Origin of the sequence: Halomonas sp. BC1 (assembly GCF_002078135.1) — a bacterium.
Classification (GTDB): Bacteria; Pseudomonadota; Gammaproteobacteria; order Pseudomonadales; family Halomonadaceae; genus Vreelandella; species Vreelandella stevensii.
This window is the reverse complement of record NZ_LFGS01000012.1, coordinates 168201-185166: the sequence shown is the minus strand read 5'-3', so window position 1 is coordinate 185166 and position 16966 is coordinate 168201. Positions and strand designations below refer to the sequence as shown.

General features: G+C 60.6%; 17 protein-coding genes and 1 other RNA gene. 14 read left to right on the top strand and 4 right to left on the bottom strand.

The annotated features are described in order from the left end of the window. Window positions 1-18 precede the first annotated feature (18 nt). The 5 genes from petA (at window position 19) to B7L72_RS10365 (ending at window position 3941) form a co-directional block, all read left to right on the top strand. A complete protein-coding gene (gene petA / locus B7L72_RS10385) occupies window positions 19-609 on the top strand; it encodes a ubiquinol-cytochrome c reductase iron-sulfur subunit (protein ID WP_016913501.1) in 591 nt (196 codons plus the stop codon). Then, window positions 609-1868, top strand: a complete 1260-nt coding sequence (locus tag B7L72_RS10380) for a cytochrome b (RefSeq protein WP_081194156.1) — start codon at window positions 609-611, stop codon at window positions 1866-1868. The genes petA and B7L72_RS10380 overlap by 1 nt, the downstream gene beginning before the upstream one ends. Continuing rightward, complete coding sequence (locus B7L72_RS10375) at window positions 1868-2635, top strand: cytochrome c1 (RefSeq protein WP_016913503.1); 768 nt, start codon at window positions 1868-1870, stop codon at window positions 2633-2635. The genes B7L72_RS10380 and B7L72_RS10375 overlap by 1 nt, the downstream gene beginning before the upstream one ends. Before the next feature lie 149 nt (window positions 2636-2784). Next, window positions 2785-3411, top strand: coding sequence for a stringent starvation protein SspA (gene sspA, locus B7L72_RS10370; RefSeq protein ID WP_081194154.1), 627 nt, complete (start codon window positions 2785-2787; stop codon window positions 3409-3411). Window positions 3412-3470: 59 nt separating this feature from the next. Further along, window positions 3471-3941, top strand: a complete 471-nt coding sequence (locus B7L72_RS10365; protein WP_081194152.1) for a ClpXP protease specificity-enhancing factor — start codon at window positions 3471-3473, stop codon at window positions 3939-3941. 89 nt (window positions 3942-4030) lie between these two features. On the opposite strand, the gene B7L72_RS10360 is transcribed toward B7L72_RS10365, so the two are convergent. The 4 genes from B7L72_RS10360 to B7L72_RS10345 are packed head-to-tail and all read right to left on the bottom strand — an operon-like array spanning window position 4031 to window position 7148. Then, window positions 4031-4603, bottom strand: coding sequence for a BON domain-containing protein (locus B7L72_RS10360; protein WP_081194150.1), 573 nt, complete (start codon window positions 4601-4603; stop codon window positions 4031-4033). Window positions 4604-4649: 46 nt separating this feature from the next. Continuing rightward, complete coding sequence (locus tag B7L72_RS10355; protein ID WP_016913507.1) at window positions 4650-5243, bottom strand: phosphoheptose isomerase; 594 nt, start codon at window positions 5241-5243, stop codon at window positions 4650-4652. A gap of 23 nt (window positions 5244-5266) precedes the next feature. Further along, a complete protein-coding gene (locus B7L72_RS10350; RefSeq protein WP_081194148.1) occupies window positions 5267-5650 on the bottom strand; it encodes a YraN family protein in 384 nt (127 codons plus the stop codon). Beyond that, window positions 5640-7148 (bottom strand): penicillin-binding protein activator, encoded by a 1509-nt coding sequence (locus tag B7L72_RS10345; RefSeq protein ID WP_081194146.1) that lies wholly within the window; start codon window positions 7146-7148, stop codon window positions 5640-5642. Before B7L72_RS10345 ends, B7L72_RS10350 begins: the two co-directional genes overlap by 11 nt. A gap of 112 nt (window positions 7149-7260) precedes the next feature. On the opposite strand from B7L72_RS10345, the gene rsmI reads away from it, so the two are divergent. The 9 genes from rsmI (at window position 7261) to murD (ending at window position 16966) form a co-directional block, all read left to right on the top strand. Beyond that, entirely contained in the window at window positions 7261-8118 is an 858-nt protein-coding gene (gene rsmI, locus B7L72_RS10340; protein WP_081194144.1) for a 16S rRNA (cytidine(1402)-2'-O)-methyltransferase, read from the top strand. A 32-nt stretch (window positions 8119-8150) separates the two neighbouring features. Continuing rightward, window positions 8151-8522: RNase P RNA component class A (gene rnpB / locus B7L72_RS10335), an RNA gene on the top strand. A 52-nt stretch (window positions 8523-8574) separates the two neighbouring features. Beyond that, window positions 8575-9531 (top strand): 16S rRNA (cytosine(1402)-N(4))-methyltransferase RsmH, encoded by a 957-nt coding sequence (gene rsmH / locus B7L72_RS10330; RefSeq protein ID WP_176212870.1) that lies wholly within the window; start codon window positions 8575-8577, stop codon window positions 9529-9531. A 2-nt stretch (window positions 9532-9533) separates the two neighbouring features. Then, complete coding sequence (gene ftsL, locus B7L72_RS10325; protein WP_016913512.1) at window positions 9534-9869, top strand: cell division protein FtsL; 336 nt, start codon at window positions 9534-9536, stop codon at window positions 9867-9869. Further along, entirely contained in the window at window positions 9866-11572 is a 1707-nt protein-coding gene (locus B7L72_RS10320; RefSeq protein ID WP_081194140.1) for a peptidoglycan D,D-transpeptidase FtsI family protein, read from the top strand. The genes ftsL and B7L72_RS10320 overlap by 4 nt, the downstream gene beginning before the upstream one ends. A gap of 16 nt (window positions 11573-11588) precedes the next feature. After that, window positions 11589-13079, top strand: a complete 1491-nt coding sequence (locus B7L72_RS10315; RefSeq protein ID WP_081194138.1) for a UDP-N-acetylmuramoyl-L-alanyl-D-glutamate--2,6-diaminopimelate ligase — start codon at window positions 11589-11591, stop codon at window positions 13077-13079. Then, window positions 13076-14434 carry a UDP-N-acetylmuramoyl-tripeptide--D-alanyl-D-alanine ligase gene (locus tag B7L72_RS10310; RefSeq protein WP_081194136.1) on the top strand — a complete coding sequence of 453 codons (1359 nt, stop codon included), beginning with the start codon at window positions 13076-13078 and terminating at the stop codon, window positions 14432-14434. Before B7L72_RS10315 ends, B7L72_RS10310 begins: the two co-directional genes overlap by 4 nt. 9 nt (window positions 14435-14443) lie before the next feature. Then, window positions 14444-15526, top strand: a complete 1083-nt coding sequence (gene mraY, locus B7L72_RS10305) for a phospho-N-acetylmuramoyl-pentapeptide-transferase (RefSeq protein WP_016913516.1) — start codon at window positions 14444-14446, stop codon at window positions 15524-15526. A gap of 60 nt (window positions 15527-15586) precedes the next feature. Continuing rightward, window positions 15587-16966 (top strand): UDP-N-acetylmuramoyl-L-alanine--D-glutamate ligase, encoded by a 1380-nt coding sequence (murD, locus tag B7L72_RS10300; RefSeq protein WP_081194134.1) that lies wholly within the window; start codon window positions 15587-15589, stop codon window positions 16964-16966.

Genomic DNA, 16966 nt, shown 5'->3' with positions numbered 1-16966 from the left:
TGATGGGAGAAACCAGAAATGGCAGATAACGGCGTAAACAAAGGCCGGCGCCGTTTCCTCGTGGGCGCCACCTCCGTTGTGGGGGCGGTGGGCGCTGTCGGGGTTGCGGTCCCCTTTGTGGCATCCTGGCAGCCTAGTGCCAGTGCGTTGGCGGCCGGTGCGCCGGTTCGAGCTAACTTTTCCAAGCTCGAACCGGGGCAGCGTGTCACCATCGAGTGGCGCGGGCGGCCGGTATGGATCATCAACCGTACGCCTGAGATGATTGAGCGTACAGAGAGTCTGGACCCGTCTCGCTTGCGGGACCCGGATTCCGAGGAGGAGCAGCAGCCTGCTTATATCACCGGTCCGTTGCGCTCTGTGCGCCCCGAGGTCGGTGTCATGGTTGGTGTATGTACCCACCTGGGTTGTTCTCCGCTGTACCGTCCCGAGCCCGAGGCCGCAGTCACAGACAACTGGCCGGGCGGTTTCTTCTGTCCTTGCCATGGTTCGTACTTCGATCTCGCCGGACGCGTCTTCAATAACGTACCTGCACCCACCAACCTTGAAGTGCCGCCCTATCGTTTCGAGGGTGAGGACATCATCGTTGGTGAAGACGAGGAGGCCGCGTAATGGGTAATCCTAATCGAGTCAAGGCTGAACGCGGCATCATGCGCTGGGTGGACGACCGCTTCCCCGCAACGCAAATGATGCAAGACCACCTCACCAGGTACTACGCACCGAAGAACTTCAACTTCCTCTACATCTTTGGTGTATTGGCGTTGCTGGTGCTGGTCAACCAGATTCTGACCGGTGTCTGGCTGACCATGAGCTACAACCCCACGGCGGAAGGCGCTTTCCGCTCCGTTGAGTACATCATGCGTGACGTCGAGTACGGCTGGATCATCCGCTATATGCACTCGACTGGCGCCTCTGCTTTCTTTGTCGTCATTTACATGCATATGTTCCGTGCATTGATGTACGGATCTTACAAGGCTCCGCGTGAGCTGGTCTGGATCTTCGGCATGGCCATCTATCTGCTGCTGATGGCAGAGGCCTTCATGGGTTATCTATTGCCCTGGGGTCAGATGTCCTACTGGGGTGCTCAGGTCATCATCTCGCTGTTCGCGACCATTCCCGGCATTGGCCCGGATCTGGCGCAGTGGATCCGCGGTGACTTCCTGATTTCCGGTATCACGTTGAACCGCTTCTTTGCCCTGCATGTGGTGGCGCTGCCTATCGTGATTCTGGCGCTGGTCGTGCTGCATATCATTGCCCTGCATGAAGTTGGCTCCAACAACCCTGATGGCATCGAGATCAAGGATAAGAAAGACGAAACCGGCAAACCGCTGGATGGCATTCCTTTCCATCCGTACTACACCGTGAAGGATCTGGTGGGTGTGGCGGTCTTCCTGTTCGTCTTTGCGGTGGTGCTGTTCTACTTCCCGGAAGGGGGTGGTTACTTCATCGAGCGTCCCAACTTCGAGCCAGCCAACCCGATGGTAACGCCTGATCACATTGCGCCGGTGTGGTACTTCACGCCGTTCTATGCCATCTTGCGGGCCATTACCTTCGACTTCCTGGGATTGCGTGCCGAGTTCCTGGGCGTGCTGGCCATGGGTGGCGCCATCGCCATTCTGTTCGTACTGCCCTGGTTGGATCGTAGCCCGGTCAAGTCCATGCGTTACAAAGGCTGGTTGTCACGTATTGCGCTCATCATCTTTGCGATCAGCTTTGTGATCCTGGGTGTTCTGGGTGCCATTCCGGCGACTCCGCTGCGTACGCTGGTGGCCCAGATCTGTACGGTGCTCTACTTCGCCTTCTTCATTCTGATGCCGGTGTACACCAGTATCGAGAAGACTAAACCCGTTCCTGAAAGGGTGACTGGCTAATGAAAAAGCAACTGTTCGCACTGATGTTCGCGCTGCTGCCTTTGATGGCGGTCGCAGCGCCAGGGCCCGACGTGCCTTACTCCATGACGCCGGATCTGCGTGACCAGGAGTCTCTGCAGCGTGGTATGCAGCTCTACGTCAACTACTGCATGGGATGTCACTCGCTGGAGCATCAGCGCTTCTCCCGTGCAGCAAATGATCTGGGCATGCCGCAGGACCTGGTCGAAGAGAACCTGATTTTCTCTTCATCGCTGGGTTACAACGACCTGATGCACATCGCCATGCTGCCGGAAGATGGTGAAAGCTGGTTCGGCGCTGCGCCGCCCGATCTGACGCTGCATGGTCGTCTGCGCGGTCCCGACTGGATCTACTCCTACCTGCTGAGCTTCTACCGTGACCCGAGCCGTCCACTGGGCGTCAATAACGCGGTATTTGATCTGGTGGCCATGCCCAACGTGCTGGAGCCGCTGCAGGGTGTTCAGGAGATGGTCTGCTCGGAAACCGACCAGCCGGTAGCAGGGCAGTCGCCCGACCCGCTGTCTGGCAAGTACCAGTCTTGTGAAGTGCTGCAAGTCACTCAGCCAGGTTCCATGGAGCCTGCCGAGTTCGAGGAAGCCGTCTATGACCTGACCAACTTCCTGGCCTACGTCGGTGAGCCTTCCAAGCTGCAGGCTCAGGCACTGGCGCCCAAGGTGCTGATCTTCATCTTTATCTTTGGTGTGATCGCCTACCTGCTCAAGCGTGAGTACTGGCGGGATGTTCACTAAGCATTAGCCTATGCTTGGTGGGCGGGGCGCACGGCGAAAGCCGTGCGCCCTTTGTTTGTTTATGTGCCCCCAGGGGCTTTGCGTCGCTTTACCATAAAAGGCGGCGGGCGTGTTACTATCGTCTATTGTTTTGATGCGAGGATGCTTTCATGGGTGTTGTGGCCAAGCGGTCGTCAATGATCTTTTACTCAGGTAATGATGATCATTTCAGTCATCGTGTACGCATTGTTCTGGCTGAAAAGGGAGTGGCGGTCGATATCGTCGATGTTGCTGAGGAACAGCCACCTGAAGAGTTAGCGGACCTCAACCCGTACAACAGTGTTCCCACGCTGCTGGATCGTGATCTGGTGCTCTATGAGTCCAAGGTCATGATGGAGTATCTGGATGAGCGCTTTCCTCATCCGCCGCTGCTGCCTGTCTACCCAGTGGCACGTGCGCAAAGTCGGCTGTGGATGCACCGTATCGAACGCGAATGGTGCCCGATGCTCGAGCTGATCCGCACGGGTGGCAAGAAAGAGGCAGACAAGGCGCGTAAAGAGCTGCGCGAAAGTCTGATCGGCATTTCGCCCATCTTCGAAGACATGCCGTATTTCATGAGCGAAGAGTTTACGCTGGTAGATTGCTGTCTGGCGCCCATCCTGTGGCGTCTGCCCGAGCTCAATATCGAGCTGCCGGAGAAGCAGGTGAAGCCGCTACTGAACTACATGTCGCGCGTATTCGAGCGTGAAGCGTTCAAGGACTCCTTGAACGAGCGTGAAAAAGAGATGCGCGCCTGAATTCATACGGCCCCTGGCCTTGTGTGCAGGGGCCTCACTTGTCAGGAGGAGGGAGACTTATGAAGTCGAGCCGTCCCTATCTCGCCCGAGCCTTGTACGAATGGCTTCTGGATAACGAGCTAACGCCTTACCTGGTGGTGGATGCTACGCAGCCGGGCGTGGAAGTGCCGCGTCAGTTCGTTCAGAACGGTCAGATCGTGCTCAATGCAGCGCCAACGGCGGTGCGCGATCTGTTCATGGAGAACCAGGCGATTGGTTTCAGCGCTCGCTTTGGGGGTCAGCCCATGCAGGTGATGATCCCCATCCCTGCGCTCATCGCTATCTACGCCCGTGAAAACGGGGCGGGCATGGTCTTTGGCCATGAGCCGGAACTGGATGCCGACGAGCTGGAGGGGGGTGACGAATCCTCTGCTGATGAGGCTGCACGGCCCGAGCTGACCTTGACGGAAGCGCCTTCCAATGAGGTGTCAGATGCACCGGCTGAAACTGAAAAGCCCAGGAAGAAACCAGCTCTCAGGGTGGTCAAGTAGCTGAGCTTTTAGCCTGTTATGGCTAAATGGTTATATTAAAAAAGCCTCGCCAGTCACGCTGGCGAGGCTTTTTGTTGCCAGAATGATGCTCAGTTCAGGTAGTCGAAGACCTTGACGATGCGCTGAATGCCAGCCACGCCGGACGCCGCATTGACGATGCGGTCGGCCTCTTCGCGGGTGACCATGCCCATCAGGTACACGGTGGCATTCTCGGTAGTGACTTTCAGCTTGGAAGAGTCGATCTGGTCATTGGTGGCAAGGTGGCTGATGACATTGGTGGTCAACCAGGTGTCGGCCAGGCGCTGGCTGGCGGGCAGGTTGGCGGCAATGGTCAGTTCGTTGTGCAGCTGATTGACGCCGCGCAGGTTGGAGGCCACGTTGCCTGCCATGCTTTTCAGCTCGTCGCTGGGTACCTGCCCAACCAGCAGCAGGGTGCCGTTGTAGCTATGGGCGCGAATCCGCGCATCACCCAGCCGAGCATCGGAACGTGACAGGGAGCGCTCCGCTTCGCGTTCGATGGTGGCATCCACGGCCTGGACATCGCTGCTGCGCTGGTCGTAGTTGGAGGGGTTGGAGCCGCTGTTGTTGGCACAGCCGCTGAGCAGCACCGCGCCGCACAGCGTAGCGACCAGAAGGGAGCGAGAAGCAAAACGTAGGGCCATTGAGATGACTCCTTTATCGATATATTCCGTTGACCTGAATGCGCTGTCAGGCAGCGCCGCCAAACAGCTGTTCGTCAATTAAATCACACAGGCAGTGAATCACCAGCAAGTGGACTTCCTGGATGCGAGCCGTCGAGGTGGCGGGGACGCGAATTTCACAGTCGTCCTGGCCGAGCAGCGACGCCATGTTGCCACCGTCACGGCCTGTCAGAGCCACCACCGTCATGTCGCGATCATGGGCGGCCTGGATGGCTTGCACGATATTGGCGGAGTTGCCGCTGGTCGAGATGGCCAGCAGGACATCGCCCGGTTGCCCCAGCGCACGAATCTGTTTGGAAAATACTTCGTTGTAGCTGTAGTCGTTGGCGATGGAGGTAAGCGTCGACGTATCGGTAGTCAACGCCAGTGCAGGCAGGCTGGGGCGCTCGCGTTCGAAGCGGTTGAGCAGTTCTGAAGAGAAGTGCTGGCTGTCGCCTGCGCTGCCGCCATTGCCGCAGGCCAGGATCTTGCCTTCATTGACCAGGCACTGAACCATCATTTGGCTGGCCACTTCGATAAACGGTGGTAGCACCTCGCTGGCATAGGTTTTGGTGTCAATGCTGGCATTGAAGTGGTTGAGAATGCGAGATTGAAAGTCCATCAGGGCTTCCCGGTTATAGAGTGTTAATAAGCGTCAAAAGCCGCTTGTTCCCATTCGAACGTCAGCTCGGATGGCATGCCTGTGATCGCTAGAATATCAAAGCGGCAGGGGCAGTCGAGGCCATGCCTTGCAATATAAAGCGTGGCAGCCTTTACCAGGCGGCGACGTTTCTGTGCCGTCACGGTCTCCAGTGGATGCCCGTGCTCCGTGGTGGCGCGATGTTTGACCTCGATAAACACCAAAGTATCCCGATCATACATCACCAGGTCCAGTTCGCCGCCCTTCACATGGTGGTTGCTGCTCACCAGTCGAAGGCCTTGCTCCTGCAGCCATTGAGCGGCGATTCGCTCAATGGCTGCTCCTCGGTAGCGTGCGCTTTGCGGGCTACGTTGCGGGCTACGGCTCATTGCCCAAGAGGCCTGGGATCAGGATGGGCGCGGGCGTGCCGTTCTGGAATTTTGCCCACGGGAGTTCACGGTGAATGCGGCCGTCGCTGGCCAATGACATGCGACCGGTGCTGCCGTTCAGGCCATTGATGTCCGAGAGGTCCGACATGCGTTTGGCCAGCTCGTAGGCATCGACGCCCATGGCCATGAGGCGGAACATGGAGGCGTCGGACTCGTCGCGCAGCTGCTGGTAGGTAGCGTAGAAAGGCAGGACTTCTTCTCCGCCGACGGCTGCATCAGGAATCTGCCAGGGGATGTCCATGAACATGACATCGTTGAGGTCCTGGTCCAGACGAGTCTGTCGGCGGCCTTCATGCAGGTGCGAGGTGGCGTAGATCGGCAGGTCAGGGGCGTAATAGTAATCCATGGTGGGCGGTACCTGGCGTGCATAGTCAGGTAGGGCGAGCAGGAACAGGGCGTCGATGTTACCCAGACGAGCCCGTTCGCCGCTGACATTCAGCGCTGTTTGTACCGCATTGGACACCGGGCTGCTCGGGTTGTAGCGCACGGCATTGGTGACTTCTCCGCCCAGACGCTGGTACTCGTTCCAGAAGGCTTCGCCTACTCGGCGGCCCCAGTCATTATCCGGCACCATGACGGCTACCTGGCGGTGCCCGTCCTGATAAGCACGGCGAGCTGCCTGGCGCGCTTCGTCTTCCGCTGACAGCCCATACTGCAGCAGGCGCTGGGCCTGGTTACTAGAGTTGTGCCCGTAGTTGAGCGCCAGCGTAGGAAGTGGAACGCTGTCGCGCTCCTCCAACTGGGTCACCTGCTCCTTGTCGAGTGGGCCGATCAGCAGCTGTGCGTTCATCTGCTCGGCACGGCTGTAGATTTCATCCAGAGAGTACTGAGAGGCGTCGATGAAGGTCAGCTGTACGCCATCATCACTGATTTCATTGTGGCGACGCATGGCCGTGGTCAGCGTGCTGGCCACGCTGCTCAGAGGGCCGGATTCCGGCAGGGCCACGGCAATGCGTCGCACATCGGTGCCTTCCAGCTCCGGCAGTGCGACCTGTACCTCGTCAGGACGCTGATCCAGCGCTTCCTGGGCCCATTGACGGCGCTCTGCCAGCGTTTGCTGCTGGTTGGCTTGCATGGGCAGCTCATCATCCAGCACTTGCGTGGCGCGCAGGACCGCTTGCGGGTCGTTCATGCCGCGGGCCAGTTCCGAAAACAGCATGGCCCAGCGTAAACGGTCAGTATCGCCCAGCTGGGCTTCGTCGATGCTGCTGGCGGCTTCGAAGGCACTTTCTCGCTGGCCCTGGCGGGCCAGGATGTTGGCCGCTTCCAGGCGCGTTTGGGCAGCCTGTTCGGGAGCCTGCTGTTCAGCCTGGCTGAGCAGTCGCCCTGCGTCCTGGTCGGGGGCTCGATCAACGACGCTGGGCGGCTGCATGGCACACCCGGTGATGAGAAGTGCCATGAAGGCAGTGGCCAACAGGCCACGAAGTGACTGTTTCATGTATCCTTCCTTAGTTTCCATTTGCGCTGTCGCGGCCTATGAGCAGGTTGATCTCACGTTGAGTAAGCATAGCGCACCGTCAGGGCAAGCTATTAATAAATCGGGAGTCACGATGACACACCAACCTCCGGGCACATTGTACGTGGTTGCTACGCCAATTGGGAATTTGGACGATCTGTCGCCTCGCGCCGCTCGGATACTTGCCAGCGTGGCACGCATCGCCGCCGAGGATACGCGGCATAGCGGGCGTTTGTTGGCCCATCTGGGGGTCAATACCCCCATGATATCACTGCATGAGCATAACGAAGTGCAGCGCGTGGATAGCCTGGATCGTTATCTTGTGGCAGGGGAAGACATCGCTCTGATCAGTGATGCCGGCACGCCGCTGATCTGTGATCCGGGATTCGTGCTGGTGCGCGAGCTGCGTGCGCGTGGGCGTCATGTGGTGCCCTTGCCCGGTCCTTGTGCCTTGATCGCGGCGCTGTCGGCGGCTGGCCTGCCCACGGATCGCTTCACCTTTGGCGGTTTTTTGCCTGCCAAGTCCAGTGGCAGGCGCCAGGCGCTGGAGCGGTGGGTGGCCCGGGAGGAGACGCTGGTGTTTTACGAGTCGCCTCATCGTATCCTGGCGACGTTGGAGGCGCTGGCAGAGCAGATGCCCGAGCGCAGCGTGGTGCTGGCCAGGGAGCTGACCAAGACTTTCGAGACGTTTTTGCAGGGAACGCCTGCGCAGCTGCTGGAACAGATGGAGCAGGATGCCAATCAGACGCGTGGTGAGTTCGTGATCGTCATTGCCGGAGCGGCGCCCGTCGAGCAGGGTGACGAGCAGGCTGTAGAGGCGGATGCTCTGCTGGCGGCGCTATTGGCCGAGGGTATAGGGGTCAAGCAGGGAGCGGCGGTGGCGGCGCGATTGATGGGGGGGCGCAAGCAGCACTGGTATGCCAGATTGCAGGCAATCAAAGGCGAGCATTGAGGCCAGGGCGGGGCGCTGGTATGCTTGCCGCCGGAGTTGGCCAGACAGTCGCCGCTAATATGCTCGCAAGAGCCGTTGGGGGAGGAAAGTCCGGGCTCCATAGGGCAGAGTGCCAGGTAACGCCTGGGCGGCGAGAGCCGACGGAAAGTGCAGCAGAGAGTAGACCGCCTAAGCTTCTGACATCAACCTCAGGAGCCGGTAAGGGTGAAAGGGTGCGGTAAGAGCGCACCGCGCGCCTGGCAACAGTGCGTGGCATGGTAAACCCCACTCGGAGCAAGACCAAATAGGGACCCAATGGCGTGGCCCGCGCTGGGTCCGGGTAGGTTGCTTGAGCGCTGTGGTGACGCAGCGCCTAGAGGAATGACTGTCCACGACAGAACCCGGCTTATCGGCCGACTCCCCATTTCCATGAAAGGCGTGCTGGGCACGCCTTCCCAAATCTTGTGTGAGAGTAACATGCCTTCTGCCGACGCCGATCAGGTCGCTTCCCGTTTTCGTCACACCAGTGTGTTATTGGACGGGGCCGTCGATGCGTTGATTCACGATCCCGACGGTGTCTATCTGGACGGCACGTTTGGCCGCGGGGGGCACTCGCGTCTCATCCTGTCGCGGTTGAGTGAGCAGGGCCGTTTGTTGGCCATGGACCGTGATCCTCAGGCCATTGCCGCCGCTGAAGAGATCACCGACCCGCGTTTTCAGATTACCCGGCGTGAATTTGCGCGGCTGGCGGAGTTCGCCCAAGAGCAGGGCGTGCATGGTCGGTTGTCGGGCATCCTGCTGGATATCGGCGTGTCGTCGCCGCAGCTGGACGATCCCGAGCGTGGTTTCAGCTTCATGCGCAATGGCCCGTTGGACATGCGCATGGACCCCACGCAAGGTGAGAGCGCTGCGAGCTTTCTGGCCCGGGCCAGCGAATCCGAGATTGCCAGTGTCTTCAAGACCTATGGCGAAGAGCGCTACGCCAAGCGGCTGGCCAATGCGGTGGTCAAGCGGCGCGTTGAGCAACCCTTTACCCATACCGTGGATCTGGCCGAGGTCCTCAAGGCAGCCCACCCCGCCTGGGAGAAGGGCCGACATCCGGCAACCAAAGCGTTTCAGGGGCTGCGTATTTACCTCAACGGCGAACTGGAGCAGCTGGATAGCGCGTTGGACGCAGCCCTGGAGGCTTTGGCGCCGGGGGGGCATCTGGTGGTCATTAGCTTTCATTCGCTGGAAGACCGCCGTGTCAAACGCTTCATCCGCCACCATGTCCGCGGAGATACCCACTTGCCGCGCGGCGTTCCCATCCGTGATGATCAGTTGAATCGCCGTCTCGAGGCCTTGGGCAAGGGGAGCCGTCCCAGCGATGAAGAGGTGGATGCCAATCCCCGGGCCCGCAGTGCCGTCATGCGTGCCGCCCGTAAGCGAGCGTGATCATGAGTCTCGAGCGCTTCGAACGATGGCTATCCACGTTGCAGGCCGAGTGGCCATTTCAAGTGCGCCTGCGTCTCTGGCCGCTGGTGTTGATCGCGCTGTTTGTATTATGCCTGTTGACCGCCTTGTCGGTGGTGATGACCACCCACATGACTCGGGTACAGTTTGCCGAGTTGCAGCGTCTGGAGCAGGAGAAGAATCAGCTGCAAACCGAGTGGGGGCAGCTGTTATTGGAAGAGGGTGCCTGGTCGACACCGGCACGCATCGAGCAAATTGCCACGGAACGGCTAGAAATGCGTATTCCAGACGTCAACGATGTTGAGGTTATTCGTCCATGAGACGCGAAGGTCGGGGAGGGAAGTCCCGTCAATATCCCATTGCACCGCCCTTGGCTGGCGGTCGTTTCTTTTTCATATTGCTGGTGGTAGGGCTGGCCTCTGCCATTCTGATTGGTCGTATCACGCTGCTCCAGGTCATCGACCGGCCCTTTTTGCAAAGCCAAGGTGACGCGCGCACCCTGCGTCATGAAGCCATTCCGGCACACCGCGGCATGATCACCGACCGCAATGGGGAGCCATTGGCCATCTCGACGCCTGTGGTGACCCTGTGGGCCAATCCGCAAGAGCTGCCTGGCGATGCCATTCAGCGGGTCATGCTGGCCCAGGCGCTGGGGATGTCGCTGGATGACTTCGATGCCCGGGTCGCACGCTTTGCCAGTCGAGAGTTCATGTACCTGCGTCGCCATATGACCCCGGAAGCTGCCCAGCGAGTGCTGGATCTGCGCACCCCCGGGGTGTATCCGCAGCGGGAGTACAAGCGCTATTACCCGGCAGGGGAAGTGGTGGCCCAACTGCTGGGCGTCACCAACGTCGATGACGTGGGCCAGGAGGGGCTGGAGCTTGCCTACCAGCCTTACCTGGCAGGTCACCCCGGCCAGCGGCGCGTCATCAAGGATCGGCGGGGTCGTTTGGTGCGTGAGCTGGGGGTGATCCGTGATGCCCAGCCAGGGGGCGAGCTGACGCTTTCCATCGACCAGCGCATTCAGTACATGGCCTATCGTGAGCTGCGCGCTGCCGTGACCGAACATGAGGCAGACGGCGGCGTGCTGGTCATGATGGATGCACGCACGGGCGAGGTGCTGGCCATGGCCAATCTGCCCTCCTACAATCCCAATAACCGCGCCGGACTCGACCCTCGGGGGCTGCGTAATCAGGCTCTGGTGGATGTCTTCGAGCCTGGCTCGGTCATGAAGCCACTGGCCATGGCAGCCATTCTCGAAAGCGGCGTGTTCGACCGCGATGTGGTGGTCGATACCTCACCTGGCTGGATGCGTATCGACCAGTTCACCATCCGTGATTTCCGTAATTACGGGCAGTTGGATCTGGCGGGTATTCTGGAAAGGTCCTCCAATATCGGCATGTCGCGGCTGGCGCTTCAGCTCAGCGATACGGCGATCTGGGAAAAGTACAATCAGTTGGGCTTTGGGCAGGGACCGGGCACCGGTTTTCCTGGCGAGTCCACGGGCAGCCTCCCGGCGCCGGTGCGGTGGTCGCGCAGTGAGCGTGCGGCGCTCTCCTATGGCTATGGCTTATCGACTTCTGCGCTACAGATCGCCAGTGCCTACACGGCATTGGCCAACGGCGGTGAGCGCCTGCCGCCCTCGCTATTGAGGTTGTCCGAACCTCCTCCTGGTATTCCGGCTATTTCGCCCAGCGTTGCAGATGATCTTCGGGACGTGTTGGAAACGTCCGTGGGAGCCTACTCTGGTGGGCGGCGTGCGCGGGTCGAGGGCTATCGGGTAGGTGGCAAGACCGGTACGGTGCGCAAGAGCGGCCAGCAGGGTTACGCCACGGATGCCTACCGCAGCGTTTTTGCTGGCATTGCCCCTATCTCTGATCCGCGCATCGTCACGGTGGTGATGATCGATAACCCCCAGGCGGGGCAGTTTTATGGCGGGGCGGTGGCGGCCCCCGTATTTTCCAGTGTCACTGGCAACGCGCTACGTTTGCTGGATGTGCCGCCCGATCATGACGTTGAATAGCTTTCAAGGAGTAGGCATGACTGTGAGCCTCGACCAGTTTCGGGCCGCCCTGAAGGCGGTGTGGCCAGGCGCTGGCTTGCCGGAGCTGCCGCCGCTGCCCGTGTCGCTCGATCTGGTGACCGATTCGCGCAAGGTGGCAGAAGGGAGTGTCTTCGTGGCGGTGCCCGGTAGTCAAGGGGATGGCCGCGAGTATGTCGAGCAAGCCCTGGAGAGAGGTGCCTCGCTGGTGCTGGCGCATACGCGGCAGGCCGAGTTGACGCTGCAGGGCAGGGTGCTTTCGTTGCCTCATCTGGCACTGCGGCTGGGTGAGCTGGGGCGCTCGCTTTATCAAGTGTCTGATGGCCTGGAGGTAATCGCAGTTACGGGAACCAACGGCAAAAGCTCGGTCACGCATTATATCGCGGCATTGAGTGAGCTCCTGGGCACTCGGGCTGGCGTGATAGGTACTCTGGGCGTTGGACGCCCGGGACAGCTAATGGATACCGGGCTGACCACGCCCGGGCCGCTGGCGTTGCAGGCTACTCTGGGGCAGTTAGGGCGCCAAGGTGTCCAGCGCGTGGCGCTGGAGGCTTCCTCCCACGCGCTGGACCAGCACCGTCTGGAGTCAGTGAACGTGACGGTCGGCGTGTTCACCAATCTGACCCGGGATCATCTGGACTATCACGGCAGCATGGCGGCCTATGCTGCCGCCAAGGCCAAGCTGTTCCGTCGTCCTGAGCTGACCCTGGCGGTGGTCAACGGTGACGATCCTCTGGCTCGGCTGATGCTGGCGGGGTGTGAGCCCCACGTGCGCGTGCTGGCCACGGGTAGCGATGAGGCGGTGACGCTGCGTATTCTCGATTGGCATCCGTTGGAAGCCGGTCAGCAGGCTCTGATTGCCACGCCCGAGGGCGAGAAAGCGCTCGAATTACCGCTGCTGGGGCGCTTCAACCTGGATAACGTGCTGCTGGCCATCAGCGTGTTGTACGGGCTGGGCGAGTCGCTGGACGCGCTATTCGAGGCGGCAGCCAAGTTGAGCCCGGTGCCGGGTCGTATGACGCGCTTTGGCGGGGGCGAAGCACCTTGTGTGGTGGTGGACTATGCCCACACCCCTGACGCGCTGCAAAATGCGCTGGAAGCACTGCGTGATCACTTGGGCAACCAAGGAAAGCTCTGGTGCCTGTTTGGCTGTGGTGGTGAGCGCGATACCGGCAAGCGTTCGGAAATGGCCAAGGTAGCCGAGCGGCTGGCCGACCGTGTGGTGGTGACCGACGACAATCCTCGCCGTGAATCTGCCGCCCAGATTCGTCAGCAAATTTTGGCGGGTTTTCACGAGCTGCAGCGGGTGAAAGAGATTGGTGATCGGCGTCAGGCCATCCTGCATGCCGTGGCTCAGGCAGGTCCTCAGGATGTGGTGCTGGTGGCTGGCAAGGGCCATGAAGCTTATCAGGAAGTCGAGGGTGTTCGACACGCCTACCAGGATGACGAGCAGGTGCAGCAAGCCATTCGGGCACGAGGTGGCTGCTGATGTGGACCCTTGGCGGAGTGGCTGCGGCGCTGGGTGTTCCGTTGGCAGACGATGCGACTGACGTGTCGATCAGCCAGGTAGTGACGGACACTCGCCAGATCGTGCCGGGTTGCCTGTTCATTGCCTTGAAGGGCCCACGCTTCGATGGCCACGATTTCGTCGAGCAAGCCCGAGAGCAGGGCGCCGTAGCGGCCCTGGTGGAGCACCCCGTGGATAGCCCGCTGGCGCAATTGTGCTGCCCGGATACTCGGCTGGGATTAGGGCTGTTGGCGGGCGCATGGCGGCGACGCTTTACACTGCCGCTGGTGGCGGTCACGGGGAATAGCGGAAAAACCACGGTCAAGGAGATGGTGGCAGCCCTGTTGGCGCCACTCGGTGAGGTGTTGGCGACCATCGGCAACCTCAATAACGATATTGGGGCACCGCTGACGCTGTTGCGTCTTGGGCCGCAGCACCAGGCGGGTGTCATCGAACTGGGGGCCAATCATTTGGGTGAAATCGCCTGGACCGTTGGTTTGGCGGCCCCCAGGGTGGTCATCATCACCAACGTGACGGGCGCTCATGTAGGTGAGTTTGGTGGCATGGGGCAGATTGCCCAGGCCAAGAGCGAAATTTTGTCCGGGCTCGATCAGGATGGCGTGGCCATCATCAATGCCGATGATCGCTACTTTCCTTTCTGGGCGGCCTGTGCGGCCCCCCGCCGAGTGGTCAGCTACGGGGTGCAGGGCAATGCGGACGTAAACGCTTCGGCTCTTTCCTGCGACTCACAGGGGCGTTATGCTTTCACGCTCGTTGTCGACGGTGAGCCGTTGGGGCGCGTAGCGCTACCTCTGATCGGCAAGCATAATGTCAGTAACGCCCTGGCTGCCGCCGCTGCCGCACTGGCGTTGAATGTCCCCGCTCCGCAGGTCGTGGCTGGGCTGAACCGGTTGTCGGCATTGCAGGGCCGCTTGAACGTGGTGCCCGGTATTCGTGGCACGACGCTGTTGGACGACACTTACAACGCCAACCCTGGCGCGGTCAAGGCAGCTCTGGATGCTTTGGCGAGCTTTCCTGCCCCTCGCTGGTGCGCCCTGGGCGCGATGGGGGAGCTGGGGGATGAGTCCGACCGGCTACATGCTGACGTGGGCGCTTATGCTGCGTCGCTGGGGCTGGACATGCTGTTGACGGTTGGCGAGGCAGCCAGGGCTGCCTCGGATGCCTTTGGTCGCGGGCTGCACTTCGACGACCACGAGACGCTAGTGCGTCATGTTATTAATTCTCTGCCACCCGACGCCACGCTGCTGGCGAAAGGATCGCGCAGTGCCGGCATGGAAAGAGTCATTGCTGCGCTGCGTGCGGATGACACAAGGTAAGCGCCGTTCATGTTACTTCATTTGGCGAATTTTCTAGCTCAATTTCAATCTGCGTTTCAGGTGTTCAATTATTTGACGCTACGCGTCATTCTCGCCGCGCTCACCGCGCTGATGCTGTGCCTTTGGCTGGGGCCCTGGGTGATACGCCGACTGGTCGAAGGGCAGATTGGCCAGGCCGTTCGCGACGACGGCCCACAGTCGCATCTTTCCAAGGCAGGTACGCCGACCATGGGCGGCGCCATGATCCTGCTGGCGATTGCGATCAGCACCTTGCTGTGGGGTGACCTGACCAACTATTACGTCTGGATCGTGCTGCTGGTGACGCTGGGCTTTGGCGCCATCGGGTGGGTCGACGATTATCGCAAAGTGGTCGAAAAGAATCCCCGCGGGCTGCCAGCACGTTGGAAATATTTCTGGCAGTCGGTGGTCGGCCTGGGAGCCGCCATCATTCTGTACGCCACGGCCACCACGCCCGCCGAAACCAGCCTGCTCATTCCGCTGTTCAAGGACGTTGCGCTGCCGTTGGGCTTGTTCTACATCGTGTTGAGCTATTTTGTGATTGTCGGTAGCTCCAATGCCGTCAACCTGACCGATGGCCTGGATGGTCTGGCCATCATGCCCACCGTGCTGGTAGCCATGGGGCTGGCGGTGTTTGCCTATGCCAGCGGCAATGCCGTATTTGCCAACTACCTGCATATTCCCTTCATTCAGGGAACCGGCGAGCTGGCCATTTTCTGTGCCACGATTGCCGGTGCTGGCCTGGGCTTTCTGTGGTTCAACACCTATCCCGCCCAGGTGTTCATGGGCGATGTGGGTGCGCTGGCGTTAGGGGCCGCCCTGGGCGTGGTGGCGGTCATCGTGCGCCAGGAGATCGTGCTGTTCATCATGGGCGGTATTTTCGTGCTGGAAACCGTATCGGTCATTCTGCAGGTCGGCTCCTACAAGCTGACGGGGCGCCGTATCTTCCGCATGGCTCCGCTGCATCACCATTACGAACTCAAGGGATGGCCTGAGCCGCGCGTGATCGTGCGTTTCTGGATCATCACCGTTGTCCTCGTTCTGCTGGGACTGGCCACACTGAAAGTGCGTTAGTCATCGGGTAGTCGTGTCACGGTGGCCAAGGCCGCTCTAGCCCGGGCCAAGGAGTCGTTCATGGTGAAGGTACCTCAGGGTGTTACCGTTGTTGTTGGACTGGGCATTTCCGGTCAGGCGATCTGTCGCCATTTGGACCGCCATGGAGTGCCTTTCATGGTGGCCGATACCCGCGAGATGCCGCCTGGACTCGCCGCGTTCCAGCAGCGTTATCCGGCGATTGATTGCCACTGTGGGCCGCTGAGCGAGCTGGATTTCAGCGATGCGTACGAGGTGGTGGTCAGTCCGGGGGTCGACCCGCATTCGGCAGGCCTCGATGGGCTGTTGGAGCGCGTCAATCCTGCCACCGGCGAGCCGATACTGGTGGGCGAAACGGCGCTGTTCAGGCGTCTGGTGCGTGCCCCGGTGGCGGCGATTACGGGTTCCAATGCCAAGTCCACGGTGACTACGCTATTAGGCGAAATGGCCAAGGCCTCGGGAGTGTACGCTGCCGTGGGGGGTAACCTGGGCACGGCGGCTCTGGATCTGTTGGCCGACCACCCCGATGCCGAGCTTTTCATCCTCGAACTCTCCAGCTTTCAACTGGAAACGACGCCTCGCCTCGGAGCGGCGTCGGCTGCGTTTCTCAATTTATGCGATGATCATCTGGACCGTCATGGCGATTTGGCGGGTTACCGTCAGGCCAAGCAGCGCATTTTCATGGGCGCCGAGCACGCGGTGGTCAACGCCGATGACCCCATGACCTGGCCTCTGGATGCCCTCGACCGTGTCGAGCGTTTTGGTGTGGGTGTTCCGGCCGGTAGTGACTGGGGGCTGGCCGATATCGATGGACGCCGCTATTTGATGCACGGCGAGACGCCGTGGCTGGCGGTGGATGAGCTGGCCATTACTGGTCAGCACAATCAGTTGAACGCGCTGGCAGCGTTGGCCATGGGCCGGGCGCTGGGGTTTGATCGTCAGGCCATGTGTGAGGTGTTGACCACGTTCAAGGGGCTGCCGCACCGTAGCGAAACCGTTGCTGAGGTGAACGGGGTTCGCTGGGTCAACGACTCCAAAGGGACCAACGTGGGTGCGACCCTGGCCGCCATCAATGGTATTGGCGTCGCGCTCACTGGCAAGATCATTCTGTTGGCGGGAGGCGTGGGTAAGGGAGCCGACTTTACGCCGCTGGCCGGGCCGTTGGCGGACCATGGAAAAGCCGCGCTGCTCTACGGCGCAGACGCCGAGCGTCTCGACAACGTGCTTGGCCCTTGCCTTCACACTCAGCGTGTCGAAACGCTGACACAGGCGATGGAAGCCGCATGGCAGCTGGCCGAGCCAGGCGATTGTGTGTTGCTCTCGCCAGCCTGTGCCAGCCTGGACCAATTCGCCAACTACCAGGCGCGGGGCGACCTGTTTCGCGACTGGATCGAGCAGAAACAGCGTGAGAGTGCCCCATGA